The organism is Mesonia sp. HuA40 (assembly GCF_008017835.1).
Lineage (GTDB): Bacteria > Bacteroidota > Bacteroidia > Flavobacteriales > Flavobacteriaceae > Mesonia.
The window spans coordinates 60,922-86,854 of the sequence record NZ_VRLT01000029.1 but is presented as its reverse complement, the minus strand read 5'-3'; the positions used below and the strand labels follow the sequence as shown (position 1 = coordinate 86,854).

Below are 25,933 nucleotides of genomic sequence, written 5' to 3'. Positions count from 1 at the left end.
AGATGACTGCGTTCTTGAAGTAGATTATTTTAGTTGGTTATTTAGTTGATAAAAGTCATTCTTCCTTTTTTAAGGTTTGAGTGACTTTTTTTATACGTTGTGCTATTGATACAAACCTAGCTTATCTATATATTTAAATACCTCTGGGGCCAATAGCGGCCTTATTTCTTTTTCTTCTTTTAAACACTGACGAATAAATGTTGAGGATATTTCCATTATAGGAGCTTTGATAAAAGTAACCTTGGGGTGATCTTTTAGCTTTGCCTCCTTTTTTAAATCATAGATTCGTGGGTAAACCAATATTTTAAATCGCTCTAAAATCACTTCACTATTTTTCCATTTAGGAAAACTCTGTAAATTATCTTCGCCCATTATAAGATGAAAATCATAGTGCTTGTGTTTCTCTTCTAGATGCACTAAGGTGTTAATAGTATAATTGGGTTGGGGTAGCCCAAATTCAATAGCACTGGGTTTAATTTTATCGTAATTGGCGGTAGCCAATTCAACCATTTCTAATCGGTCATAATCAGGCAATAAAGTCTTTTTCTTTTTATGCGGATTATGTGGGGTAACTACCATCCAAACTTCATCTACAGGCCCAAACTCAGCGATGTGATTGGCAATGGCCAAATGGCCCAAATGTATTGGGTTAAAAGTGCCAAAAAATAAACCTATGCTCTTTTTCAAAATTATGAGTTTTGAATAAATGATTTAACCAATTGATAAGATTCCTCTAGCGCTTCTTCAAGGTTGTTATTTATGATGATAAAATCAAACTGCGGAGCAGTAGCCATCTCTATTGAAGCTTTTGCAACCCGCATACTTATGCGTTCTTCGGTTTCTGTTTTACGCTTTTTTAATCTTATTTTTAGTTCTTCGATGCTTGGAGGTTGCACAAAAACGGCTAAGGTTCTTTCTGGGTAAATACGTTTGATGTCTAGACCGCCTACAACATCAATATCAAAAACTACATGTTTTCCTTTTGCCCAAATGCGTTCTACCTCGCTTTTAAGTGTGCCGTAAAAATTGTCTCGGTAAACCTCTTCCCATTCTAAAAAGTCATCGTTTTTGATGTGATGCTTAAACTCCTTTAATGACATAAAATAATAATCTTTGCCATCAACTTCATTTGGTCTGGGAGCGCGAGAGGTAGCCGATATTGAAAAATCTAGATTTAAATCTTTTTGTTTTAATAAATGCTGAACAATTGTGGTTTTTCCAGAACCTGAAGGTGCAGAAAATACTATAAGTTTTCCTTCTACCATTACAATACGTTTAAAAGTTGCTCTTTAATTTTTTCTAATTCATCTTTCATTTGAACTACCAATTTTTGCATAGGAGCATAATTAGATTTACTGCCAATGGTGTTTATCTCCCGGCCGATTTCTTGTGTGATAAAACCTAATTTCTTACCGTTTGAGTCGGGGCTATCTAAAGTTTTGGTGAAATATTCAAGATGATTTTCGAGCCTGATTTTTTCTTCGGTTATATCATATTTTTCTATATAATAAATCAGTTCTTGTTCAAAACGGTTTTCGTCAACTTGCTCTTTTAATTCAGATATGCTTTTTTGTAAGCGATCTTTTACCGCTCGAACTCTTTCGGGATCTATACGCAACACCTCATCTAGTAGTTGGTGAAGGGTTTTAATGCGTTGCTTAAAATCTTTTTCTAGTGCCAGACCCTCATCTTTTCTAAACTGTAATAATTCGGCTAAAGCCTGATTTACAGCCAGCTCTATAGCTTGGTATTCTTGCTCGTCAATTTCTTCTTTTTCGGTTTTTAAAGCATCGGGAAGACGCATAGCCATTTGCAAATAGGCAAGTTCCTCCTGGGGTTTCGATTCACCTGGGCTAATGATCAACTTTAGTGAATTTATATAGTTTTTTACCACGGCCGGGTTAATGCTAGAAGCGGTTTCATTTCCTGTGTTTTCTACGTATAAAGAAAAATCAATCTTTCCGCGTGTTAGAGTCTTTCCTATTAATCCGCGTAAGCTTAACTCTTTTTCACGGTACTGTGAAGGCATACGAGCGTTGATATCAAGATTTTTACTATTAAGCGATTTAATCTCGATGTTTATTTTCTTGTTTGGCAGGTTAACAACATGTTTCCCAAACCCGGTCATAGATTGTATCATCTAGGCTTTTTTTATAAAGTTGCGCAAAGTTAAGAAAAACATAGCGTATACTAGCTATCTTTCAAGAAGGCTTAAAAAAAACACAAATTAGTATGCTTGCATAATAACAAGCTTTATTTTTGAAACAAAAAAAGAATGTATACCAAGCAATTTGAAATTAGATGGAGTGATATTGATGCGAATAGGCATTTGGCTAATTCAGCCTACTTAAACTTTATGAGTCATACTCGAATGAGTTTTATGTTAGAGCACGGCTTAGGTCAAAACGATCTGGCGCGTTATAATGTAGGTCCGGTGGTTTTTTATGAGCACATTTACTACTTTAAAGAAGTATTTTCTAATGAACCCGTAACAGTAACAATGGCTTTAAAAGGCTTGTCTGATGATGGCAAGTACTTTGAGTTTACTCACAATATTTACAACGCCAAGGGAGAACATGCAGCCCATTGTGAAATTTTGGGCTCTTGGATAGACTTAAAAACGCGTAAAATTACCGCTTTACCAGATGATTTAATCAAAGGCATTCATCAATTAGAAAAAACCGAAGACTTTAAAGTCTTAACACAAGAAGATACCCGAAAATTTGGTAAGCGACCCGAGAATAATCCTAGCATGGCGATATAAGTATATAATCATATAAAAAAGCGCTCGCTTTAGGCAGCGCTTTTTTATAATGTTGCCTTAACTTGAGCTATTGTATTTTTGTGGTTACCCACAAAAATATCATCATTAATTATAAATACCGGACGCTTTAAAAAAGTGTAATGTTCGAGTAAAAGTTCGGCGTAATCAGCTTCGGTTAGTTGCTTGTTTTTAAGCTCTCTCAATTTATATAATTGAGCTCGTTTATTAAATAACTTCTCATAACTTTTGGTGCCTTGATAAAGCACATCTAAATCTTCTTCATCGAGCGGCTGTTTTTTTATGTCTTGCAGTACAAATTCTGAGGGCAAATCTAATTCTTTTAAAATACGCTTACACGTACTACAACTCGATAAATAAAAAACTTTTTTCATATCAATTTTTTCACGCTAAAATAGTAATTATGGTTAGTAAAGAGAAAGTCTTTGCCTTATTTTGATACATATTAAATTTTAATTATCACTTATTCTTTTTGCTTCTTTATGTTGCTCAGCTTAACTTTGATAGAGCTAAATAAATACCAATGAAATTCAATACCAAAGTTGTGCACGGTGGGCAAAAAAATGTTGATCCGGCATATAATGCAGTGATGCCTCCCATTTACCAAACTTCAACCTTTGTGCAATCAAGCCCTGGTGATCATAAGGGTTTTGCTTATGCAAGAAGTGCTAACCCTACAAGGACAGCATTAGAAAAAGCTATTGCAAGCCTAGAAAATGGTAAATATGGAATGGGGTTTGGCTCTGGTGTTGCCGCTATTGATGCAGTAATGAAGTTGCTCAAATCTGGTGATGAGGTGCTCACTTCTACAGATATTTACGGTGGCACACATCGGTTATTTACACAGATTTTTGCAGATCTAGGTATAAAATTCACATTTATATCGATGCAAGAAGCCCGGAATATGGAAAGGTTTATCAATCAAAACACAAAATTGATTTGGATAGAAACACCTACAAATCCGTTATTACATCTTATTGATATACAGGCTGTGGCTCAAATAGCTAAAAGGCATAATATACTGTTGGCGGTAGATAATACATTTGCTACCCCTTATTTACAGCAACCTTTGGCTTTGGGTGCAGATATTGTTATGCACAGTGCAACTAAATATTTAGGAGGTCACAGCGATGTGATTTTGGGAGCACTGGTGGTAAATGAATTAGATTTAGCCGAAAAACTGTATTTTATTCAAAAGGCCAGTGGAGCTATACCGGGTCCGCAGGATTGTTTTTTGGTTTTAAGAGGCATAAAAACGCTGCACTTGCGTATGCAAAGGCATTGCGAGAATGCAAAAGCCATAGCATTATTTCTAGAACAGCATCCTGCAGTAGACCAAGTTTATTGGCCTGGGTTCAAGTCGCATCCTAACCACCATATCGCAGAAAAACAAATGACAGATTATGGCGGCATGATTGCATTTACCATAATAGGTAACCAACGAGAAAAAGCACTACAGGTACTTGAAAACTTAAAAATTTTCTCCTTGGCGGAATCATTAGGCGGGGTAGAATCTTTAGTGGGGCATCCTGCAAGTATGACCCATGCTTCAATCCCAAAAGAAGAGCGAGAAAAAATGGGAGTAGTGGATACTTTAATTCGGTTAAGTCTAGGCATAGAAGATCAAGAAGACCTTATATTCGATTTAAAACAAGCCCTAGATTAGGTTGGTATATATGGTATTGATTGAAGTTATTGGTACTACATATTAAGGTAGAAAACATAACCTACATTTATCCAAAAAGCCCAATCATTGTATTTGTTTTGCGGGTTATCGTGGTCTAGACCATCAATAAAATCATTACCGTAATAGGTCCAGCGTAAGTCAATTAATACACTACTTCTTCTGGTAATATTGTATCGGGCACCAGCACCACCTTTTAAAGCATAGGTGGTTCCAGAGCTCGGGTCTATATACGACTCTTCTCCAAAAGGAGCCAAAAATTCATTAAATGTATTGTTGATGGCCCCAATACGACCAGGTAAATCGGTTGCCACCTCGGGGTTATAAAGCACTAAGTTTATCCCTAGATTTAGATAAGGTGCAATTTTTCGGTCTCTAGCACGCTCAGAAATTCTAATAAGAAAAGGGTACCACTCTAAACTAGGACCTATCTCTAATGTAGTTGCTTTACCATGCATAGATCGCAATTGCAATCCGCCAAGGGTATTTTTATCGGCTTCTTTACCAAAGTGATTTAGATTGGTTTCGGTATAAGTTAACTCGGTTCTTAATTTAAAGTGATTATTGAAATACCTAATACTATGGTAACATTGACAATCTGCGCTGTAAGCAAAATTAATATAATGCACGAGACCTACGCCCAATCCTACATTTCCAAAATTGGTCTCCCTATTTTTTCGTAAACCGTAATCTGATTTAAAGAAGACAGGACCTGTGGTAATACCTATTTCTTGAGAAAAAGATTGGGCCTCTAGGGTTTGAGGCGCCCAAAAGAAACCTATAAAAAGAAGTAAGATATAATGTAATTTCATTAGGTATTATCTTGTTAGATAAACAAATATATAAAAACCTTGCAAATACAAACCCCGAAAATATACAATTCATCTAAGAAGATAGCAATAAACAAATATATTTGTAGCAGTATTGCTAAACAGATATTTGGCATAGTAAGCGAAACGTAGGGTATAAGACAAGTTTTTTTAATTTGTTTATACTAGAAATCAGAAAATTAGAGTTAACAACCTTAAAAATACTATCGTGTATAAATTTTTAACAATTATACTTATTTTGTTTAGCTTTACCCCAAGTAAAGCGCAAAGCGAGCTAGATTGGGAAGATCATTTTTCTTATTATCAAATTCAAGATATAGCCAGGTCGGGGAGTACTTTTTTTGTTGGAGCTCAGAATACTGTTTTTATCTACAACCAAACCACAAGTAGGGTTGAAAAAATATCATCAATTCAAGGGTTGTCGAGTCAAAACATTAGCAAAATTCATTTTAGTGCCTCCTATAATTTACTATTTATAGGTTATGAAACAGGATTGATTGACGTTTACAACCTACAAAATAAAAGTGTTTTCAAAATAGTTGATATTCCTAATAAAACCGGTATACCGCCATCTGAGCGTAGAATTAACTATATGCTTGAAGATGAAGGTAAATTGTACCTCGCTACCAACTATGGTATAACGGTCTTTAGATTAAACGAGCTTAAATTCGGTGACACCTATTTTATCGGTAACGCTGGTGCAAATTTACAGGTCAATCAACTGGCAATACAAAACGATAACCTATACGCAGCTACCCAGGCCGGATTGCGCTATGCAGATAAGAACAATCCTAATCTTATAGATTTTAACGAGTGGAATGCCATAAATAGTACAGAATACAAAGGCGTAGCCTTGGTTGATAACCAATTGCTTGCACTTACTGCAAATAATGTTTTACAAAAAGTGCAAAACAATAATATTACCCAGCAGGTGAATGTAAATTTTGATGTGGTTGACTTTCGTGTAAGTAATAAACAAATTTTATTAACCGGTAGTCAAACCATTAAAATCTATGATCAAAATTTAAGTGAAGTTCAGAATTTAAATAATTTTTCCACTTTCTCTCCACAATTCACTTGTGCCATTTATCATAACGCACGATTCTATACTGGCGATTTTAATTTAGGTCTGCTTTCGTTTATAAATGCGTTTGATGAACCAAAATATTTAAGTCCGTTGGGACCTATAAGAAATGATGTGTTTGGGTTAGATGCCGTAGCCAACGAATTATGGGCGGTATATGGCGAATATACAGGAGCCTTAGATCCCTACCCACTAAACCAGCGCGGGGTAAGTCATTTAAAAAATGAACGCTGGATCAACATGACCTATGATGATTTACAAGATACTCGTGTATTGGTAAGACCCATAATAAACCCCAAACAAACCAATCAAGTATTTATAAGCAGCTACGTAGACGGATTTTTAGAATTGGTAAACAATGAAATTGTTTTTAAATATGATGAAAATACCGCAAATCTACCCGAAACACTAGATCCTAACGGCAATACCGTGATGGGCGATGTACGGGTAAATGGTTTAGATTTTGACTCAACGGGCAACCTTTGGGGTACGATTAGTTTAGTAAAAAACGGACTTTTTAAACTTACACCAAGCTCAGGTGCTCTTGAATTTTTTGATATTTCAGAAATTATTCCCAATTATTTCTCTGGCGAATTAGGTTTGAGCGATTTAGTTATAGATCAATCTAACCTCATCTATTTTGGTAGCTATGCCAATGGGCTTATTGGTTTTAATCCGGCTTCAGGGCAATTTACCAAAGTAACCGGGCAAGAAAGTGCAGGGAATTTACCCGAAGGAAACTCGGTTAAAACTTTAGCTTTAGACAACAATAACCAACTATGGATAGGAACTACCTTGGGCCTTCGGGTTCTTTTTAATCCTTCAAGCATGTTTACCAATCCAGACACGAGCACCAGTCAAATTATTATATTGGATGGAGATGGTGTGGCTCAAGAGCTCTTAGCAGAAAACAGTATACAAGACATCGCGGTAGACGGTAACAATAATAAATGGATCGCCACCGAGGCCGGCGTATTTTATGTTTCGGCAAACGGGCAAGAAACCATTTATCATTTTACTACAGACAATTCTCCACTACCTTCAAATTCGGTAACTAGTATAGCAATAGATCCAGAAACAGCTAAGGTTTATATAGGTACCCGCAGCGGGCTCGTCGCTTTTAGAGGAACAGCCACTAAAAGCCAAGAAAATTTTGAGCAAGTTAAGGCTTACCCAAATCCAGTAAGACCTAATTACAAAGGCCCTGTTACCATAGACGGACTAATGGCGGGGGCAAACGTAAAAATAACCGATATTAGTGGTAATTTGGTTTTTGAAACTACCGCTCAAGGCGGAAGTGTGCAATGGGATACGCGTGCTTTTGGCAAACACGCGGTAGCCAGTGGAGTTTATATTGTGATGCTCACCTCGGCAGACCAACTAGAAACCAAATTGGCTAAAATAATGATTATTCGCTAATGCTTATCAAAACAAAACTTATTGTTTTACATAGTCTGCGTTTTGGCGAAGCCGATTTAATTGTGCGTTGTTTTACTAAAGAAAAAGGCAGCCTTTCTTTTTTACTAAAGGGCGTGCTCAAAAGTAAAAAAGGAAAATTAAAAAGCAGTCTTTTTCAACCACTACATATGTTAGATGCCGTAGTACAACACAAAGAAGGCAGAAAACTATCTTACTTTAGAGAAGCTAAAATAGATTTCCCCTACAAAAGTATTTCTACCAATATATTTAAATCTTCTATCGCCTTATTCCTAGCCGAGTTAATTGGTATTTGTATACAAGAAGAAGAACAAAACCCATCGCTTTATCACTTTTTAGAAGAACAATTTATAGCTTTAGACCAAAGCGACCAATTTGCCAATTTTCATCTCAAATTTATGGTCGATTTCACCAAATACTTAGGCTTTCTACCTCAAAAGGGAAACCCTCAAGAAGCTTATTTTAATCTAGAAGACGGGCAATTTCAAGCCACAGAGACCAACAACTATTGCTTGCAGAATGCAAATACCAAATTGCTTCAACAACTGCTACAAGAAAATAAGGAAACAACCCAGCAGTTCAATCTCAACCAAAACCGAAGGCAAGAATTTATACAAATGATGCTTTTATACTACCAATTGCATTTGTCAGGTTTTAGAAAACCTAAATCTCTAGAGGTGCTCAATCAATTGTTTTAGACGGGCGTGCCCCGTTTATATAAACGGGTCGGGCTTTCATTACTCGCTTTGCCTAAACTAAGTTTAGGCAAGAGCTCAAACATGCCATTCAATCCCTCACGCCAAGTTCAATTAGCCATAGATTATTTAGGAAAATCTTTTAAATCTCTTAAAATTCCGCTAAGATTTCTATAAAGTAAAATTCCGGCACATAATTTTAAGTATCTTCAAGCTTATGAAAAAGCCTTTACTTCATTTTAACGCCAAAGGAATCTATTGTCAACAAGCCGATGTGTATTTAGATCCGTGGAAACCAGTAAAAAAGGCCATAATTACCCACGGTCACGCAGACCATTCGCGTTGGGGACATCAACAATACATTACTCATCATACCAACGTGCCAATCATCAAACACCGCTTGGGAGATATACAAGTGGCAGGCGTAAATTGGGGAGAAACGTTTTTGGTAAACGGTGTGAAATTTTCTTTACACCCCGCAGGCCATATAATTGGCTCTTCGCAAGTTCGGGTGGAGTATAAAGGTGAGGTGTGGGTATTTACGGGCGACTATAAACTAGAAGATGATGGTCTCGCAACTCCTTACGAACCCGTTAAGTGCCATAGTTTTATTACCGAGTGCACTTTTGGCTTACCCGCGTTTAAATGGCAACCCCAAAAAGAAGTTTTTCGAGAAATTAATCAGTGGTGGCAAGAAAACAAAGAAGAGGGTAATACCTCTGTATTGTTTGCTTACTCATTGGGTAAGGCGCAGCGATTACTTAAAAATATAGATGCAACTATTGGAGAAATTTATACCCACGCAGCCATTGAAAATATGAATGAAGTGGTACGCGACATTGCAAGCTTACCACAAACCAAGCGCATAACAAAAGACACCAAAAAAGAAGAAATAAAAGGTAATTTAGTGCTGGCACCACCTAGTGCTCACGGTTCACCTTGGATTAGAAAAATGGTGCCGTATGTGACGGCGTCGGCAAGCGGTTGGATGACCTTTAGAGGCGCAAGAAGAAGACGAGCGATTGATAAAGGCTTTGTACTTTCAGACCACTGCGATTGGTCAAGTTTGCTAAGTGCCATAAAAGCTACTGGGGCAGAAAAAATAATTTGTACCCACGGTTATACCGATATTTTCTCCCAATTTTTAAATGAGCAAGGTTATGATGCCCGCACCGAACAAACCCAATTTGAGGAAGAAACAGCAGAAGAATTGAAATTGAGCTCAAGCAAACTTGAAAGACAATGAAAGCATTTGCCCAACTCATCAAAACATTAGATAGCACCAATAAAACAACGGTTAAAGTAAAAGCTCTTGCCAGCTATTTTAAAGAAGCTAAAGATAAAGATAAGGTATGGACAATTGCTATCTTATCTCATCGTAGACCTCCGCGACCTGTGAATACAAAATTAATGCGGCAATGGGCGGCAGAACTTGCTCAGATACCGCTCTGGCTATTTGAAGAATCTTATCACATTGTTGGCGATCTTGCCGAAACTATTGCACTGGTAATACCTGCAGCACAAGAAAAATCAGAAAAAGGCTTACATCAATTTTTAACTGAAATGATTGCTCTTAAAAAGCAAAGCGAACAAGAAAAAGAAGCCTATTTAAAAGAAAATTGGTTAAGCTTAGATTACTACGAACGCTTTGTTTTTACAAAACTATTTACGGGTAGTTTTCGTATAGGAGTAAGTCAAAAACTAATGACCCGTGCATTGGCAAAGGCCACTGATATTGATGAAGACATCTTGGCTTACAAATTAATGGGAAATTGGGACCCTAGTACAACAAGTTTTAAACGATTAATTTTAGAAGAGAACAAATCAGATTTTCTCTCTAAACCTTATCCGTTTTATTTGGCCTATGCCATAGAAAATGAACCCCAAGAATTAGGCGATATAGCCAATTGGGCCGCCGAACATAAATGGGATGGTATTCGCGCTCAAATTATTGTTCGAGAAAGTGAGTTGTTTGTGTGGAGTAGAGGAGAAGAGCTAGTAACCGATAAATTTCCCGAGTTTGAAGAATTTACATCTGTAATTCCAGACGGTACGGTTATCGATGGCGAAATATTAGCCTATAACAACCATAAAATCGCTAGTTTTAAAAATTTACAAACCCGTATAGGACGTAAAACACTAAGTAAAAAATTGCTAGAGAAAACACCGGTTATTCTTAAGGCTTATGATTTGTTAGAATGGGAAGGTAAAGATATAAGAGAGCAGTCTTACCAAAAGAGAAGAGACCTGCTTGAGCAGTTAATAAATCAAACTGATTACACCAATATTCCTTTGCAGCTTTCAAGCAATATGCGGTTTGAGAGTTGGCAAGCAGCAGCAAAAGAACGAGAACGGAGTAGAACGGTAAAATCTGAAGGGTTAATGCTTAAACGATGGGATTCTCCCTACTTAGTTGGTCGAAAAAAAGGAGATTGGTGGAAATGGAAGGTCGACCCATTTACCATAGATGCAGTTTTAACCTACGCTATGCGAGGCCACGGAAGAAGAAGTAACTTATTTACCGATTATACATTTGGGTTATGGGATAAAGAAAAAAAAGAACTTGTCACCTTCGCAAAAGCCTATTCAGGCCTTACCGATGCTGAATTTAGAAAGGTTGACGCTTGGATCAAAAAAAATACCCTAGAGCGTTTTGGACCCGTACGAAGTGTTAAGCCATTTCACGTTTTCGAAATTGCTTTTGAAGGTATTGCTCAATCAAATCGGCATAAAAGTGGTGTGGCAACAAGGTTTCCGCGCATTTTACGCTGGAGACAGGATAAAAAGATTGAAGAGGCCAACACCCTAGAGGATCTCAAAAATTTAATAATCTAATCTAGAAAGGTGAAATTGATAAAGATCTCGTAGGTGCTTGAGATAAATTCTATAAATCTTTTATAATATTAAAATATAATCAACTAAGATTAAGGTAAGCTTAATGAATAAAAAGGAATCTTTAGCCATAGTAAAAGATTGGTTTACAAAGCAAAACTGGAAACCGTTTAAATTTCAAAAAGATACTTGGAAGGCTTACGAGCAAGGCAAAAACGGACTTTTAAATGCGCCTACTGGGAGCGGTAAGACTTATGCTTTATGGGTGCCCATTGTACTAGAATTACTACACAATAAGGCTAAAGAAGGTAAACTAAAAAAGGGGATTAAGGCTCTTTGGATAACGCCGTTAAGAGCGCTTTCAAGCGAAATAGAACAAGCCACTTTGCGATTTAGTCAGGAGGTATTTCCAGAAATTACGGTGGGTATTCGCACCGGAGACACTCCTCAAAAAGTAAGAGCAGCACAAAAGAGAAAGATGCCAGATTTGCTCATTACTACGCCTGAAAGTTTACAACTGCTTTTAGCCTCAAAGAAATACCATAAAATCTTTTCAAGTCTTAATGCTGTGGTGGTAGACGAATGGCACGAGTTACTAGGAAGTAAACGTGGCGTGCAAATGGAACTGGCTTTAAGCCGATTGAAAACACTGAGCCCTCCCTTAAAAATTTGGGGTATATCTGCCACTATTGGTAATTTAGAACAAGCGCGTGAGGTTTTATTAGGACCTCAATCAAATCATTTAAAGAATTCTGTACTTATTAAAGCTAGGCTTAAAAAGAAGATTAAGGTACAATCTATTATTCCTAAAAGTATGGAAAAGTTTCCATGGCGAGGTCATTTAGGTTTGCATTTGCTCGATGAGGTGGTGGGCATAATTCGTCATTCAAAAACTACATTAATTTTCACCAATACCCGCTCCCAATGCGAATTGTGGTTTCAGAAACTATTGGAGCGATACCCTGAGCTTGCAGGAGAATTAGCGATGCACCACGGTAGCATAAGTAAAGAAACCCGTTTGTGGGTAGAAAAGGCCATTCGTCAAGAAACCTTAAAAGCTGTTGTCTGTACCTCAAGTTTAGATTTAGGAGTCGATTTTGCACCTGTAGAGACAATCGTACAAATTGGAGGACCAAAAGGGGTTGCAAGATTTTTACAACGAGCCGGTAGAAGTGGTCATCAGCCGCGTGAAACTAGTGTTATTCATTTTCTGCCTACGCACGGGATAGAGCTAATAGAAGCTTCAGCCTTGAAAAAGGCAGTGAAGAATCAAGCGGTAGAAAATCGCATTCCTTATTTTTTAAGCTATGACGTTTTAATTCAATACCTTATCACCTTAGCGGTTTCTGATGGTTTTTATCCTGAAAGCATTTTTAACGAGATAAAACAAACCTTCTGTTATCAAAGCATTAGTGAAAAAGAATGGCAATGGTGTTTGAACTTTATCAGCTTTGGTGGAGAAAGTTTAAAAACATACGATGAATACCGTAAGGTTGAAATTCAAGAAGACGGCTTGTTTAAAGTAAATGATCGTGGCGTAGCTATGCGACATCGGTTGCAAATTGGTACAATTGTAAGCGATGCGGTGTTGGCTGTAAAATATGTAAAGGGAGGATTTATTGGCAATATTGAAGAGTTTTTTGTTTCTAAACTAACTCCTGGCGATGTTTTTACGTTTGCGGGTAGAAATCTTGAATTTGTACGGATAAAAGGTATGCAGGTACACGTAAGAAAATCTAAAAAGAAGACAGCAAAGGTACCCAGTTGGGCAGGAGGCAGAATGAGTTTCTCGTCGCAAATGAGTGAGTTGTTAAGGGAAGAAATGTATGCGGCAAGTTCAACATTTCCGGATAGTGATGGGCCGAGACAAAAATTAACCCCTGAGTTAAAAGCTTTAAAACCCATTCTTAAAAGGCAAGTACAAGAATCGATTATACCAAGACCCCATCAGTTTTTAATAGAAACTTTTAAAACACGAGAGGGTTACCATGCGGTTTTTTATCCCTTTGAAGGACGCTTTGTTCACGAGGCACTATCAAGTTTAATCGCTTATAGATTAAGCTTACTTTCGCCAATATCATTAAGTATAGCTTTTAATGATTATGGTTTTGAACTATTATCTGATCAAGAAATAGACGTACAGCAAATCTTAGATAATGAGCTGTTTACGAGTGAATTTTTAATGGATGATTTGTATAAAAGCTTAAATGCTACCGAGATGGCTCGAAGAAAGTTTCGAGATATTGCCGTAATAGCTGGTTTGGTTTTTACCGGTTACCCCAGCCAGTTAATCAAAACCAAACATTTGCAGTCTAGTGCACAATTGTTATTTGATGTTTTTAGAGATTACGAGCCAGAAAACCTATTGTTTCTGCAAGCCTTTACAGAGACCTTTGAACACCAATTACAAGAAGAAAGATTACGATTGGCGTTAAGAAGAATAGAGCAACAACAAATAGTTTGGAAAAAATGTGAAAAACCAACTCCGTTCTCATTTCCTATCATTACAGACAGACTTCGAGAGAAACTTTCTTCAGAAAAATTAGAGGATCGTATCAAAAGAATGATAAAAGCTTTTACTTAAGTGGCTTAGATATTCAAAATTCTGTTAATAAATTTAGATTCAGTTTCAAAGTCCTTATATTGCATCAAAAAATAACATGAAAGCAGCTTTAGGTATCTTTATTTTGGCATTTTCTTTAATCAGTTGTAACACCATGCAGCGCACACACATTACTCAAGATTCATTAGCCTTAGTGGGAGCAGGAAACTTATATGGTAATGGCGAAGAAAATTTAGAACCTAACACTACAGTTATTCGGCAAAGTTCCGAGTGGGAACAAATTAAACGTAAGATGGATGCCATAAATGCCACAACCAGTTCTTTTAAAGGTCTTCCTGTAAACTTTGAGAATGAGATGGTTCTGGCAATTATTAGCGATATAAAAACTACTGGAGGCTATGCTATAGATGTTTTAGGAGTTGAAGAAAAAGATGAAGAAATAATTATAAATTATACCATGCATCGTCCAGAAGGCGTGGCGAGTACTGTCATGACACAGCCCTACTACGTTGCTAAACTTCCAAAAAGAGATAAGCCTGTTCGTTTTGTAAAACAAAAATAAACTTGATTACAATAAAAGACCAACACTTTACACCCGATGCTTCGGGTGTTTTATTTTGGGAAAATAATAAGATCTTACTAGTTGCCGATGTGCATTTTGGTAAAATTGCACACTTTAGAAAATACGGCAGTGCTGTACCTTCTTCAGCTATAACTGTCAATTTTAAAAAGCTAGATGAAGCAATTAAAAAGTACAATCCGCGAAAGCTAATCTTTCTAGGAGATTTATTTCATAGTGATTATAATCAAGAGTTTAAATTATTTGAGCACTGGGTCAAACACCAGAATTGTAGCATTCTCCTTATTAAGGGGAATCACGATATTGTGCACCCGTCCTTTTTTAAAAAAGCCAATTTAGAGGTACTGCCCCACTTAATAATTGGTGATTTTTATCTTACACACAAGCCTGAGCATAAACCTAATTTATTTACGTTATGCGGTCATCTTCATCCGGGTTACGCTTTAAGCGGATTAGGGAGGCAAAAATTAAGACTACCTTGTTTTTATCAAACAGAGAACCAAATGATTTTACCTGCTTTTGGAACATTTACTGGTTTGTATTTGGTGAAATCCATGCCAAATGAATCGGTTTATGTTTGTACTCAAAATGAAGTGATTAAAGTGCAGTAAATTTTAACGCTTTACTATCGCGCTTATAAGCGCATTGTTTTTATCTTTAATAAAATCATAACTATGAAACCTAAATTACTGGCCGTTTTTAACTTTATTTCGGTGTTAATTGCTATTGCAACAAGCTATTTTACCCAAGCATTTAAATTAAATGGAAACACGATTGGTAGCCTTAGTAAACAACCTGAATATGCTAACTTATTTACACCAGCAGGTTACGCTTTCGCCATTTGGGGCCTCATCTATTTAAGTCTGTTGGCTTTTACTGTGTATCACCTAATACGCGTTTTTAAACAAGACAAAACAGAAAATTTTTTATTACAAACTGGAGGTAAGTTGATTCTTGCTAATTTAGCGACTTCGGCATGGGTGGTGGCGTGGTTGTATGAATATACCGCTATTTCTGTAGTTTTAATGTTTATTGCTCTAGTGGCACTTTTACGCATAGTGGTTACTACACGTATGGAGGTTTGGGATGCGCCCCTGCCTATTATTGCTTTTAATTGGTGGCCAATATGCTTGTATGCCGGTTGGCTAAGCGTTGCTTCTATTGCCAATACCGCTGCTTTTCTAGTGAAGATAGATTGGCAACCTTTTATATTTAATGAAGTGCAGTATACTTTGATTATGATAATGGTAGCCACTAGTATCAATTTAGCAATGATCTTTTATAGAAACATGCGAGAATTTGCAGCGGTGGGTATTTGGGCGCTGGTGGCAATTTATTTCAAACAAATCAACAACCAAGATAGTATAGCTTATACCGCTCTCATAGGGGCAATTGTAATTGCTTTATATGCGGCATACCATGGTTTTAAAAATAGAAAAACTAATCCCTTATATCGTATTTTGAATAACTAAATCATACTTTTAATGTCATTCCCCCAACTAGGATAACTAAATACCATTTTTTTAAGGGCTTGGGTGTCTAACTTGAGATTCATGGCTAAAGTAAAAAGATTGATCATTTCGGCGGCCTGCGGTGCAATAATGTGCGCTCCCAATATTTGATTTGTTTTTTTATCTACCAGTGTTTTAAAACCATAAAAAGCATGGTTTTCACGTTTGGCATTGTACCAATCCAATTGAGTTTTACATTTAACGCTAAAAGATAGGTTTTTCTCCTTGGCCTCTTCTTCTGTTAGACCTACCATAGCAATTTGCGGATGGGTAAAAACCACAGAGGGTTGATTAGGGTAATCTACTTTGTTAGGTTTTTTATTTTCTAAAATTTGATCAATCACCAGTTCAGCTTCAAAAGAAGAAAGCGGAGTAAGCGGCAGACCGCTAGAATCGGCTACATCGCCACAAGCATAAACATTTCTATTCGTTGTATTTTGCAGATGGGTATTCACTGCGACACCTTCTTTAGAATATGCCACTTTTCCTTGATCTAAACTTAGTTCGTCAATAGCAGGGACTCTTCCTGCCGTATTGATTACCATTTCAGCTTTCTCCTCTATTTCCTTATCGTTTTGGTTGGCGCTTACGCGAAAATATTTTCGTAATTTTTCAATTTTATACACCTCAGCATTAAAAATGAAGCGTACTCCATTGGCCTCCATAGCTTTGACAAGAGAGGCGACAAGATCTTCGTCAAAACGACTTAAAGGTCTTTCAACTCCCTCTATTAAAGTTACTTTTACACCAAGGCTAGCAGCTAAATGGGCAAACTCCATCCCAATATAACCAGCCCCTATAAATAGCATACTTTCGGGTAGTTTTTCTAAATTTAAGAATTCATCGCTATTTAGAGTTAAATCCCATCCCGTAATATCAAGTTGAATAGGTTTGTTTCCTGTGGCAATTACAACTTTTTTGGTTTTTATAGTTTTACCTTCTACCGAAAGGCTATTTTCGTCTAAAAAATAGGGAGATTGATGATACAAACTAATCCCAAGTGCCCGAAGATCTTTTTCTGTCGCCATAGGAACAGCATCGACAAAAGTTTCTTTAAAAGACTGCAAATCTTCCCAGTTAATGGCGGGTAAACTTTTCACTCCTTTACCTTGCATTTGTTTGCTACGATCAAGTATTTCACTTAATCCCATCAAAACCTTTTTAGGGTCACAACCGCGAAGGGCACAAGTACCTCCAAAGGCTTTGTTATCTGCAATGCCAACCTTTTTTCCCGCTTGAGCACAAGCTTTAGCAACCATTTTTCCTGCTGTGCCTGTACCTATGACAAATACGTCATACTCTTTTATACCCATCTTTTTTTGACAAAAGATACAAGGTTTTAGTGTAGAGCGCTGTTAGAAAAATGATAAATTGTTATAGTTTAAAAGCACGTTAAATAAAAATCAGCTATTGCCTACTTTGGCCCAAGCATTTATCTTTGTGGGCATGAGTGTACCTGTAATTACCCAAAAATTCAATGGGCTTTCGCAGATGAGCGATCTGCAAAATGCTTTAGAACAGCCAGAGGAATTATTTGCTAAAATACATGCCAAAGGATTGGTAGGATCAGCCTTATCTTTTGTTATTGCGAATACATTTAAGCAATTTGATAGGCCATTTTTACTAATATTTAATGATAAAGAAGAAGCGGCTTATTACTTGAACGATTTAGAGCAGCTCATAGGTGATAAAAACGTTTTATTTTATCCTGGTAGTTATCGCAGACCTTACCAATTAGAAGAAACTGATAACGCTAATGTGCTGTTACGAGCAGAAGTGCTTAACAGAATCAACTCTCGCAAAAAACCGGCAGTTATAGTTACCTATCCAGATGCGCTTTTTGAAAAAGTAGTTACGCGTAAAGAATTAGACCGCAGTACTTTAAAAATTAGTTTGGGAGATCAACTTTCAATAGATTTTGTAAACGAGGTGCTTTTTGAGTATAAATTTAAACGAGTAGATTTTGTCACCGAGCCTGGAGATTTCTCTGTACGAGGAGGTATAATTGATGTGTTTTCCTTTAGCAATGATGAACCTTATCGTATTGAGTTTTTTGGCGATGAAGTAGATAGCATTCGGAGTTTTGATGTAGAAACACAATTATCTACAGATAGGGTGAAAAAGATAGCCATCATGCCCAATGTAGAGAATAAAAAACTACAAGAAGTACGGGCTAGCTTTCTAGATTATATTGCGCAAAAGACCCTTGTTTTTGTTAAGAATATAGATTTACTGTCTGCCCAATTAGACAAGCTTTTTGGTAAAGCAGAAGAGGCTTTTAAAAATCTATCTGAAGAAATAAAACATCAAGCTCCGCAAGAATTGTTTTGTGATGCGAAGACCTTTAAAAAACAACTTTTAGGATTTTTTGTTGTAGAAGTTGGTACCCAAGCTTTTTTAAATCCGCAACAGCTTATTCAATTTAATACAAGTCCGCAACCTGCATTTAATAAAAACTTCGATCTATTGGTAGAGAATCTCAATAAGAATCATGAAGCGGGTTTTACAAATTATATTTTTTGCGGCAGTGAGCAGCAGGCCAAACGTTTTCACGATATATTTGAGTCAGATGATATCAACCAAGATCAACAGGTGCATTATCAAACCGTTGTTTTGCCTTTATTTCAGGGGTTTATCAATCAAGATACAAAACAAGTCTGCTATACCGACCATCAGATATTTGAGCGCTACCATAAATTCCATTTAAAAAATGGATATGCTAAAAAGCAAGCCATAACTCTTAAAGAACTCTCCAATCTTGAAGTGGGAGACTATGTTACTCATATCGATCACGGAATTGGAAAGTTTGGAGGCTTACAAAAAATAGATGTTGAAGGTAAAAAACAAGAGGCCATTAAATTGATTTACGGCGAACGCGATATTTTGTACGTAAGTATTCATTCGCTGCATAAAATTTCTAAGTATAACGGTAAAGATGGCAAAGCTCCTAAAATCTACAAACTAGGAAGTAAGGCATGGAAAAACCTAAAGAAAAAAACCAAGGCTCGCGTAAAGCATATTGCTTATAATTTAATCGAATTATACGCTAAACGCCGTCTTGAAAAAGGGCATGCCTATGCGCCAGACTCTTACTTACAGCATGAGTTAGAGGCTTCTTTTATTTATGAAGACACCCCAGATCAAAGTACCGCAACACAAGCTGTTAAAGAAGATATGGAGAGTGAGCAACCAATGGACCGTTTGGTATGTGGTGATGTAGGATTTGGTAAAACAGAGGTAGCTATTCGGGCGGCATTTAAAGCAGTAGATAACGGTAAGCAAGTAGCCGTTCTCGTACCCACCACAATTTTGGCCTTTCAGCACCACCAAACTTTTAGCGAAAGACTCAAAGACTTCCCCGTTAGTGTAGATTACTTGAATAGGTTTAGAACTGCTAAAGAAAAAAAGCAAGTTTTAGAAGATTTAGAAAACGGAAAAATAGACATTGTTATTGGTACGCATCAATTGGTGAATAAAAACGTTAAGTTTAAAGATCTTGGCTTATTAATCGTTGATGAAGAACAAAAGTTTGGGGTAGCAGTAAAAGATAAACTCAAAACCATCAAAGAAAACGTAGACACCCTTACACTAACCGCTACGCCTATACCGCGTACGCTACAATTTAGTTTGATGGCCGCTCGAGATTTGAGCACTATTACTACACCACCTCCTAATAGATACCCAATAGAAAGCCATGTGATACGTTTCTCTGAGGAGGTTATACGGGATGCGGTGGCGTATGAAATACAACGTGGTGGGCAAGTGTTTTTTATTCACAATAGAATAGAGAATATCAAAGAAGTAGCCGGTATGTTGCAACGTCTAGTACCCGATGCTAAAATAGGGGTGGGCCACGGCCAAATGGAAGGTAAAAAGCTAGAAAAGCTTATGCTAAGTTTTATGAATGGAGAATTTGATGTGCTCGTTTCGACTACCATTATAGAAAGCGGCTTAGACGTAAGTAATGCCAATACCATTTTTATAAACAATGCCAATAATTTTGGTTTATCAGATTTACACCAAATGCGTGGTCGGGTGGGACGTAGCAACAAAAAAGCCTTTTGTTATTTTATCACACCACCCTATTCGGCAATGACAGATGATGCGCGAAAACGTATTAGTGCACTCGAACAGTTTTCTGAACTGGGTAGCGGCTTTAATATTGCCATGAAAGATTTAGAAATACGCGGGGCAGGTGATTTGTTGGGTGGCGAACAAAGTGGTTTCATTAATGAAATAGGTTTTGATACCTATCAAAAGATTTTAAATGAGGCCATTGAAGAATTAAAAGAAAACGAGTTTAAAGACTTGTATGCGCACGAAAACGAAACCGAGGATAAAATATTTGTAAAAGACACCCAAATAGATACCGATTTCGAAATCTTATTCCCCGATGATTATATCAATAATATTACAGAACGTTTAAATTTATATACCAAATTAAATGAGCTAACTAGCGAAGAACAACTTCTAAATTTTGAAAAGGAACTTACAGATCGTTTTGGACCTTTACCCGAGGAAGCTCAAGATTTATTAGATAGTGTACGTATAAAATGGATTGCTTCTAAAATAGGGCTCGAAAAAATAATTCTTAAGAAAGAAAAAATGGTGGGTTATTTTATTGCCGATCAACAGTCTTCATTCTACCAGACGAAAACCTTCTCAAAGGTATTGCAGTACGTGCAAACCCATGCTCATTTGTGTAAGATGAAAGAAAAACAGACCCGCAACGGCTTGCGTTTACTTTTGAGTTTTGATAAAATTAAATCGGTTAAAGCAGCTTACGAAGTATTAAAACCTCTTGGTAGCTAAAAAATATAAAAAGCATCTTTTAAATGCTCCAAGCGCGTACCCTGTTTATTCATAATAATTGCAATGATGTCAAAGCGTACTTCTAAATCTATTTGATTAGTGGTAATAAAATGATCTACAGCGGTGACCAAAAGCTGTATTTGCTTGGGTTTTACAAAATCCTGCGGGTTTCCAAAATCGGGTGTGCTACGCGTTTTTACCTCTATAACACAAAGGTTCTGCTCTTTTTGGGCAATAATATCTACCTCTGCTTTTAAGTAGCGGTAATTTTTTGCTAAAATGGTATAACCTTCATTAAGCAAGTGCTCTAAGGCAAGTGCTTCTCCTTTTTTACCTAAATCATTATGTGTAGCCATAGCAATTTTTCTTTACGGATTTGTAAACCACTAATAAGTAGCCCATTATTGAACTAACAAGATACACATTTTAACATAATCTAGCTTGGTTTTTCCGCTGCTAAAATGATTATCTTTGACATCCTTTTTAAACATTAATAGTGTTGATTATGAAGAAAATTTTAATTTTTTTAAGCCTAATGATTAGTGGAAACCTTGTGATGAGTCAAGAAAAAATGACCCCAGAAACTTTATGGAGTTTAAAGCGTTTGAGTGTAATAGGAGTAGATCAAGCCCAGAATTACATTTATTATAAATTGAGCATACCTAATATTGAAAATGACAATTTTGATTCGGAGTATTATAAAATTCCGCTTGACGGGAAAAACCCTATACGCATCAGTAAAAATAGAGCAGAGTTTATCAATAAGAAAATCTCACCAGATGGTAAGTATGAACTTTTTCACCAACCCGTGGCAATAGAGAAAATCAAGGCAAAAGACAAATATGAGCAGTTGCCCAAAGCTAATGCTTACGTTTACACGGATCTAGATATTAGGCACTGGGATACCTGGTCTTACGGTAGTTTTAATCACGTGTTTTATAAAGTTAAAGGCTATAGCGATGCCAACGGTATAGATATAATGGCAGAAGAACCCTACCATTCACCTCAAAAGCCTTTTGGTGGCGCCGAAGACTATATCTGGGGTCCAGAGGGTAAACATATTTACTATGTAAGTAAAAAATTAAAGGGTAAAAGTTATGTCAAAAGTACCAATACAGATATTTATAGGTATGCTATTGAGACCAAAGAGACTAAAAATATCACTCAAGATAATAAAGGATACGATACCCAGCCTCAATTTTCAAAAAATGGAGATTTGGCTTATTTGCAAATGAAAAAAGACGGCTATGAAGCCGATAAAAATGACCTGATTGTACTGTCAAATGGCGTGAAGCAAAACTTAACTGCGCAGTGGGATGGTACTGTGGCAAGCTATAAGTGGGCAAACGATGGGAAAAGAATTTATTTTACAGCCCCAATAGGCGGAACCATACAATTATTTGAGGTTGATTTTCCTGGTAAAAAAAGAAAGATGCCAGTGGTGACGCAATTAACTTCAGGAATCTTTGATGTAAAAAGCATTATTTTAGAAAAAGATAATAAGCTTTACGTGACGAGGACAGATATGAATCACGCTGCCGAGATTTTTGCTTTTGATTTGAAAAAGGAATCTTTTGAGCAATTGACACATATCAATGATGAGGTGTATGCTCAAATGGCTATGCCCGAAATTCAAAAGCGTTATGTGACCTCTTCTGATGGTAAGAAAATGTTGGTTTGGGTAATATTGCCTCCCAATTTTGATGAAAACAAGAAATATCCGGCATTGCTTTATGCTCAAGGCGGACCGCAATCTCCGCTCTCACAATTCTATTCATTTCGATGGAATTTTCAATTAATGGCCTCTCAAGGTTACGTTGTAATTGCGCCTAATCGTAGAGGAATGCCTGGGCATGGTGTTAAATGGAATGAAGACATTAGTAAAGATTGGGGCGGGCAGGTAATCAATGATTACATTAGCGCTACAGATGCTTTGGCAAAAGAACCATACATAGATGAAGAGCGAATAGCTGCAGTAGGAGCTAGTTTTGGAGGATATTCTGTTTTTTATTTGGCTGGAATACACGAAAATAAGTATAAATCTTTTATTGCGCACGACGGTGTTTTTGATACCCGAAGTATGTACGGTACTACAGAAGAGCTATTTTTTGTAAATCACGATTTTGGTGGCGCTTACTGGGAAACTGAAAATAAAGATGCGCAGCGCGCTTACCATGACTTTAACCCTATTACTCACGTTAAAAATTGGAATACCCCCATTTTTATTATTCAAGGAGGAAAAGATTACCGTGTGCCCATTGAACAAGGATTAAGCGCCTACCAAGCGGCGCAATTGTTGGGCGTAAAGAGTAAATTATTGTATCTACCAGAAGAAAATCATTGGGTGCTAAATCCGCAAAACGCATTGGTTTGGCAATACGAATTTTTCAATTGGTTAAAGGAGACCTTATAAAATTCAAAAGCTGCTCGGAAGAGCAGCTTTTTTTAATTTACTTTTTTAATTTGGCTCTTAAATATTCATAATTCATCTTTGCTATGTGCAGTACGCTGATATCTTGTGGGCATTCTACTTGACAAGCTTCTGTATTGGTGCAATGACCAAATTCAAGTTCATCCATTCGGTTCACCATATTTAGCACTCTTTTTTCTCGCTCTGCTTTTCCTTGGGGTAAAGCAGCCAAGTGGCTAATTTTGGCGCCAACAAATAGTGCTGCACTTTCATTTTTACAAGTGGCCACGCAAGCACCACAGCCAATACAAGCGGCTGCATCAAAAGCCTGCTCTGCTATTTCTTGAGGTACGGGAGTGGTATTTGCTTCTGGCGCTTGTCCTGTTTCAACGCCAATATATCCGCCAGACGCAATAAGGGTGTCAAAAGCACTACGGTCAACTTTAAGGTCTTTTAAAACAGGAAAGGCTTTGGCCCTAAAAGGTTCAATAACAATAGTATCACCGTCTTTAAATTCTCGCAAATGTAACTGGCAAGTGGTAATATTCTTAGGTTTACCATGCGCTATACCATTAATCATTACGCCACATTGGCCACAAATACCTTCGCGGCAATCGTGGTCAAATTCTACAGGTTGTTCTTTATTTTTTATTAATTGTAAGTTTAGCGTGTCTAACATTTCTAAAAAAGACATCGCGGGATTTAATTCGGTTAGCTTATAGTTTCTGAACCTGCCGAGATCATCAGGATTATTTTGTCGCCATATTTTCAATTGAAGTTTCATAGGCATTATTTGTAAGACCGTGTACTTAAAGACACATTTTTGAACACTAATTTTTCTTTATGCAATTCGGGTTGGCTAGCATTTCCTGTCCATTCCCAAGCAGCAGTATAGGCATAATCATCATCATTTCTTACCGCCTCACCTTCGTCACTCTGGTATTCTTCTCTAAAATGAGCCCCGCAAGACTCTTCTCTATTAAGCGCATCTAAGCACATTAATTCGGCGAGCTCAAAATAGTCTGCTACACGGCCCGCTTTTTCCAACTCACTGTTAATTTGATAGGTATCACCAAGAACAAGAAGATTGGTTTTAAATTCTTCTCGAAGCTTCTGTATTTCTTTTATAACATAAGTTAAGCCCTTGCGAGATCGAGACAACCCGCAATAATCATACAACATTTTACCAAGTTCTTTGTGGTACTCATCTGGTGTCTTAGTGCCGTTGGTGTTGAGGTAAGTTTGAAGCTGCGTTTTTACCCGCTCTTCAGCATCGACAAATGCTTGGCTATGCGTAACTGGTTTAGGCTTATCAATTTGTGTGGCGAGATAATTTTGTAGGGTATAGGGTAAAATATAATAACCATCTACACAAGCCTGTAATAATGAATTGGCCCCTAAACGATTGGCTCCGTGGTCTGAAAAATTGGCTTCTCCTATAGCAAATAACCCAGCAATGCTGGTTTGTAAATCATAATCTACCCAAAGACCGCCCATAGAAAAATGAGCAGAAGGAGATATTTTCATAGGTTCTTTAAAAGCATTTATCCCTGTAATTTTCTCATACATATCAAATAAATTACCGTAGCGTTTTTGGATGGTGGTTTTACCTAAATCTTTAATCGCTTTGGCGAAATCTAAGTAAACGGCATTTTTTAATTCACCAACCCCAAACCCATTATCTATTTGTTCTTTTGCGGCTCTTGAGGCAATATCACGCGGAGCTAAGTTACCGTAGGAAGGATACTTGCGTTCTAGGTAATAATCTCTATCCGATTCAGGAATTTCATTAGGATTTCGGGCGTCTTTTTTATTTTTAGGAACCCAAATTCGGCCATCATTGCGCAAGGACTCCGACATCAAAGTAAGTTTAGACTGGTAGGTTCCGCTTTGAGGTAAACTGGTGGGGTGAAATTGAGTCCAACTAGGATTTGCCATCAGCGCACCTTTCTTATGGGCACGCCAAATAGCCGATGCATTGCAACCCATTGCCAAAGTGGATAAATAATATATTTTCCCAAAACCGCCACTGGCAATAACCACAGCGTGAGCCGCATGTCTTTCGATCTTACCTGATACTAAATTTCTGGTGATTATACCTTTTGCTGTATTGTTTTCACAAACCAGCTCTAACATTTCGTGCCGATTAAAGATTTTCACTTTTCCTTTTGCTTGTTGTCTTAGTAAGGCTTGGTAGGCGCCTAAAAGCAGTTGCTGACCTGTTTGTCCTCGAGCATAGAAGGTACGCGATACTTGCACACCACCAAAAGACCGGTTACTTAGATAACCGCTATACTCCCGTGCAAATGGCACTCCCTGTGCTACCGCTTGATCGATAAGCGCTGCAGAGCATTGTGCCAATCTATAGGTGTTGGCCTCTCGTGCTCTAAAGTCGCCTCCTTTTAGAGTGTCAAAAAACATACGTTGTACGCTATCGCCATCATTTTTATAATTTTTCATGGCATTTACTCCGCCTTGAGCGGCAACAGAGTGTGCCCTGCGAGGAGAATCTTGAAAACAAAAGCTTTTAACTTGATAGCCCATTTCGGCTAAAGAAGCAGCGGCCGAAGCGCCTGAAAGCCCTGTGCCTATTACAATAACCTCTAATTTCTTACGGTTGTTTGGACTCACCAACTTGGCTTGATCTTTATAGTTTTGCCATTTTTTTTCCAATGGTCCTTCCGGTATTTTTGCTGCTATAAATTTTGCCATA

Annotated in this window: 21 protein-coding genes; 12 read left to right on the top strand and 9 right to left on the bottom strand. The window is 37.2% G+C overall.

Annotated elements, in window-relative coordinates:
• Positions 1–102 precede the first annotated feature (102 nt).
• From nadD to FT993_RS06620, 3 genes are read right to left on the bottom strand one after another with little or no spacing between them, the layout of a single operon-like run.
• Positions 103–687, bottom strand: a complete 585-nt coding sequence (gene nadD, locus FT993_RS06630) for a nicotinate (nicotinamide) nucleotide adenylyltransferase (protein WP_147861761.1) — start codon at positions 685–687, stop codon at positions 103–105.
• Positions 688–689: 2 nt separating this feature from the next.
• Complete coding sequence (gene gmk / locus FT993_RS06625; protein WP_147861760.1) at positions 690–1,265, bottom strand: guanylate kinase; 576 nt, start codon at positions 1,263–1,265, stop codon at positions 690–692.
• Complete coding sequence (locus tag FT993_RS06620) at positions 1,265–2,140, bottom strand: YicC/YloC family endoribonuclease (RefSeq protein ID WP_147861759.1); 876 nt, start codon at positions 2,138–2,140, stop codon at positions 1,265–1,267. Before FT993_RS06620 ends, gmk begins: the two co-directional genes overlap by 1 nt.
• A gap of 135 nt (positions 2,141–2,275) precedes the next feature.
• On the opposite strand from FT993_RS06620, the gene FT993_RS06615 reads away from it, so the two are divergent.
• Positions 2,276–2,764 (top strand): thioesterase family protein, encoded by a 489-nt coding sequence (locus FT993_RS06615; RefSeq protein ID WP_147861758.1) that lies wholly within the window; start codon positions 2,276–2,278, stop codon positions 2,762–2,764.
• Between the two features lie 44 nt (positions 2,765–2,808).
• Here FT993_RS06615 and FT993_RS06610 read toward each other — a convergent pair whose 3' ends face one another.
• Positions 2,809–3,156, bottom strand: a complete 348-nt coding sequence (locus FT993_RS06610; RefSeq protein WP_147861757.1) for an arsenate reductase family protein — start codon at positions 3,154–3,156, stop codon at positions 2,809–2,811.
• Positions 3,157–3,305: 149 nt separating this feature from the next.
• On the opposite strand from FT993_RS06610, the gene FT993_RS06605 reads away from it, so the two are divergent.
• Entirely contained in the window at positions 3,306–4,448 is a 1,143-nt protein-coding gene (locus tag FT993_RS06605; RefSeq protein WP_147861756.1) for a PLP-dependent aspartate aminotransferase family protein, read from the top strand.
• A 35-nt stretch (positions 4,449–4,483) separates the two neighbouring features.
• Here the strand turns inward: FT993_RS06605 and FT993_RS06600 are convergent, their stop codons facing one another.
• Entirely contained in the window at positions 4,484–5,278 is a 795-nt protein-coding gene (locus tag FT993_RS06600) for a glutamate dehydrogenase (RefSeq protein WP_147861755.1), read from the bottom strand.
• 226 nt (positions 5,279–5,504) lie between these two features.
• Here FT993_RS06600 and FT993_RS06595 point away from each other — a divergent pair, with 226 nt between their 5' ends.
• From FT993_RS06595 to FT993_RS06560, 8 genes are all read left to right on the top strand, one after another.
• Positions 5,505–7,799 carry a two-component regulator propeller domain-containing protein gene (locus FT993_RS06595; RefSeq protein WP_147861754.1) on the top strand — a complete coding sequence of 765 codons (2,295 nt, stop codon included), beginning with the start codon at positions 5,505–5,507 and terminating at the stop codon, positions 7,797–7,799.
• Positions 7,799–8,515 carry a DNA repair protein RecO gene (gene recO / locus FT993_RS06590; protein WP_147861753.1) on the top strand — a complete coding sequence of 239 codons (717 nt, stop codon included), beginning with the start codon at positions 7,799–7,801 and terminating at the stop codon, positions 8,513–8,515. The genes FT993_RS06595 and recO overlap by 1 nt, the downstream gene beginning before the upstream one ends.
• Positions 8,516–8,729: 214 nt before the next feature.
• On the top strand, positions 8,730–9,758 hold the full coding sequence (locus FT993_RS06585) for a ligase-associated DNA damage response exonuclease (protein ID WP_147861752.1): 1,029 nt from the start codon (positions 8,730–8,732) through the stop codon (positions 9,756–9,758).
• Complete coding sequence (locus FT993_RS06580) at positions 9,755–11,347, top strand: ATP-dependent DNA ligase (protein WP_147861751.1); 1,593 nt, start codon at positions 9,755–9,757, stop codon at positions 11,345–11,347. Before FT993_RS06585 ends, FT993_RS06580 begins: the two co-directional genes overlap by 4 nt.
• A gap of 103 nt (positions 11,348–11,450) precedes the next feature.
• A complete protein-coding gene (locus FT993_RS06575) occupies positions 11,451–13,928 on the top strand; it encodes a ligase-associated DNA damage response DEXH box helicase (protein ID WP_147861750.1) in 2,478 nt (825 codons plus the stop codon).
• Between the two features lie 76 nt (positions 13,929–14,004).
• Positions 14,005–14,469, top strand: coding sequence for a protease complex subunit PrcB family protein (locus FT993_RS06570; RefSeq protein WP_147861749.1), 465 nt, complete (start codon positions 14,005–14,007; stop codon positions 14,467–14,469).
• Between the two features lie 2 nt (positions 14,470–14,471).
• A complete protein-coding gene (pdeM, locus tag FT993_RS06565; protein WP_147861748.1) occupies positions 14,472–15,098 on the top strand; it encodes a ligase-associated DNA damage response endonuclease PdeM in 627 nt (208 codons plus the stop codon).
• 63 nt (positions 15,099–15,161) lie between these two features.
• The gene (locus FT993_RS06560) at positions 15,162–15,959 is read left to right on the top strand and encodes a tryptophan-rich sensory protein (protein WP_147861747.1); all 798 of its coding nucleotides are present in this window, start codon (positions 15,162–15,164) and stop codon (positions 15,957–15,959) included.
• On the opposite strand, the gene FT993_RS06555 is transcribed toward FT993_RS06560, so the two are convergent.
• Positions 15,956–17,311, bottom strand: a complete 1,356-nt coding sequence (locus FT993_RS06555) for an NAD(P)/FAD-dependent oxidoreductase (protein ID WP_147861746.1) — start codon at positions 17,309–17,311, stop codon at positions 15,956–15,958. The two genes, FT993_RS06560 and FT993_RS06555, sit on opposite strands and share 4 nt — an antisense overlap.
• Before the next feature lie 133 nt (positions 17,312–17,444).
• Here FT993_RS06555 and mfd point away from each other — a divergent pair, with 133 nt between their 5' ends.
• Positions 17,445–20,810 (top strand): transcription-repair coupling factor, encoded by a 3,366-nt coding sequence (mfd, locus tag FT993_RS06550; protein WP_147862009.1) that lies wholly within the window; start codon positions 17,445–17,447, stop codon positions 20,808–20,810.
• On the opposite strand, the gene FT993_RS06545 is transcribed toward mfd, so the two are convergent.
• Positions 20,807–21,166, bottom strand: coding sequence for a YraN family protein (locus FT993_RS06545; protein ID WP_147861745.1), 360 nt, complete (start codon positions 21,164–21,166; stop codon positions 20,807–20,809). The two genes, mfd and FT993_RS06545, sit on opposite strands and share 4 nt — an antisense overlap.
• A gap of 149 nt (positions 21,167–21,315) precedes the next feature.
• Between FT993_RS06545 and FT993_RS06540 the strand changes: the two genes are divergently transcribed.
• Complete coding sequence (locus FT993_RS06540; protein ID WP_147861744.1) at positions 21,316–23,223, top strand: S9 family peptidase; 1,908 nt, start codon at positions 21,316–21,318, stop codon at positions 23,221–23,223.
• Between the two features lie 37 nt (positions 23,224–23,260).
• Here FT993_RS06540 and FT993_RS06535 read toward each other — a convergent pair whose 3' ends face one another.
• Positions 23,261–24,004 (bottom strand): succinate dehydrogenase/fumarate reductase iron-sulfur subunit, encoded by a 744-nt coding sequence (locus tag FT993_RS06535; protein WP_147861743.1) that lies wholly within the window; start codon positions 24,002–24,004, stop codon positions 23,261–23,263.
• A 5-nt stretch (positions 24,005–24,009) separates the two neighbouring features.
• Positions 24,010–25,932, bottom strand: coding sequence for a fumarate reductase/succinate dehydrogenase flavoprotein subunit (locus FT993_RS06530; RefSeq protein ID WP_147861742.1), 1,923 nt, complete (start codon positions 25,930–25,932; stop codon positions 24,010–24,012).
• Position 25,933: the final 1 nt, after the last annotated feature.